Origin of the sequence: Pseudomonas sp. AL 58, assembly GCF_036348395.1 — a bacterium.
GTDB lineage: Bacteria > Pseudomonadota > Gammaproteobacteria > Pseudomonadales > Pseudomonadaceae > Aquipseudomonas > Aquipseudomonas defluvii.
The window spans coordinates 1-1,816 of record NZ_JAZBQR010000051.1; the positions used below are offsets into that span (position 1 = coordinate 1).

A 1,816-nucleotide genomic window follows, 5' to 3' on the forward strand; every position below is an offset into this window, starting at 1 on the left:
AAGTTCAAGCGCGAGACGATTGCCACGGGGGTGTTCAAGGAAGAAGACCTGACGCCCTATGTGGCGGTCGATGCGGTCAAAACCCCTGATTTTCCTAGGGCGAAGCTGGAAAACGGCACCAACATGACGGTCACCGCTGAGTTCAAGGACGGCAGTTGTTATGTGCTGTCCGGTGCGTATGTGGTGGACGAAATGAAAGTGTCTGCCGATGACGCAAAGGTTGCGATCAAGTTCGATGGTATTTCTGGAGACTGGCAGTAATGAGCACTATTACCCACCCGTTGGCCGCGCCGATTAATGCTCACGGTGGTCAACTGACCGAACTGACTCTGCGTCGCCCAACCCCGCAAGAAGCACGCAACATCAAGACGCTTCCTTACTCCCTCAGCGACAGTATGCAGCCGGTGGCGGATATCGAATCCGCGTCGAAGTACATCGCAGTGTGTGCCGGCATTCCGCCCAGCTCGGTTAACCAGTTGGACCTGTTCGATCTGAACACGCTTGTGTGGATGGTCATTGGTTTTTTCCTTACACCGGCGACGAAAGCCCCCGATTCCGAAGCCCCGAGCAACTGACCGAGTTGGTCTATGACCTCGCCTGGTTCTGGAAAGTGAACCCGAACGAGGTCATGAACTGGCCGTTAGACCAGCTGTTTGAGAGTGAAGAAAACGCGTGGCGAATCCAGGCGATGTTAGGGGGCGGCAATGGCGGATAAGTTCCAGCTAAAGGCGCTCATCACTGGCGTCGACAAGTTGTCGCCGGTGTTGAGTGGGGTGCGCAAGAACGCAGCCGTTCTGCGTAAGCAGTTGAATAGCTCTGGCCTCGGCAAAATCACTTTCATGGATGCGATTCAAGGGGGCGCCATTGCGACCCCTTTTGTCATGGGGGTTCAGGCTGCCATCGGCTTTGAAAGCGCGATGGCCGACGTCAAGAAGGTGGTCAACTTTGAGACGCCGGCCCAGTTCAAGGAGATGGGTGAGGACGTGCTGAGCATGTCCGAGCGGTTGCCGATGGCTGCCGAAGGCATCGCGCAGATTGTCGCAGCGGGTGGTCAGTCGGGCATCGCCCGGGAAGACCTGAAGCAGTTCGCTGAAGATGCGGTGAAAATGGGTGTTGCCTTCGACACCACGGCGGAAGAGTCCGGCTCGATGATGGCCAAGTGGCGAACGGCCTTCCATATGAACCAGCAGGAAGTGGTCGCGCTGGCCGACAAGATCAACTACCTGGGTAACACCGGTGCGGCCAGTACCGGGCAAATCTCGGCGATCCTGACGGCCATTGGCCCGCTGGGTGAGGTGGCCGGGGTCAACGCCGGGCAGATTGCGGCGATGGGCTCGGCACTGGCCGGGGTGGGTATCGCCCAGGACGTGGCGGCTACAGGCATCAAAAACTTCATGCTGACCCTGACCGCTGGCACGGCGGCCACCAAGTCGCAGCAAGAGGCCTACAAGGCGCTGCGCCTGGACGCCAACGAAATCGCCAAAGGCATGCAAACCGACTCTGAAGGCACGATCAACAAGGTGCTCAAGACCCTGTCCAAGGTCGAGAAAAGCAAGCAGGCGGCGGTGTTAACCAACCTGTTTGGCAAGGAGTCGGTAGGGGCTATTGCGCCGTTGCTGACCAACCTGGACACCTTGCAGAAGAACTTCAAGTCGGTTGGTGATTCAACGCTATACGCCGGTTCTATGCAGGCTGAGTATGAATCGCGGTCGGCGACCACACAGAACGCCATGCAGTTGCTGCGCAACCGCGTGACCCGGCTGGGCATTACGGTCGGTTCTGTACTACTGCCGCCGTTTAACGACTTCATGGCGAC

General features: G+C 58.0%; 3 protein-coding genes. All 3 read left to right on the forward strand.

Annotated features, from left to right (window positions below; translation table 11 throughout):
• A partial coding sequence (locus tag UIA24_RS22950) for a phage tail tube protein (protein WP_330524035.1) occupies positions 1–261 on the forward strand: 261 nt, incomplete at its 5' end.
• Complete coding sequence (locus tag UIA24_RS22955) at positions 261–575, forward strand: phage tail assembly protein (RefSeq protein WP_330524036.1); 315 nt, start codon at positions 261–263, stop codon at positions 573–575. The genes UIA24_RS22950 and UIA24_RS22955, both read left to right, overlap by 1 nt.
• Before the next feature lie 129 nt (positions 576–704).
• Positions 705–1,816 (forward strand): phage tail tape measure protein (locus UIA24_RS22960; protein ID WP_330524037.1); only part of this gene is annotated, 1,112 nt, incomplete at its 3' end.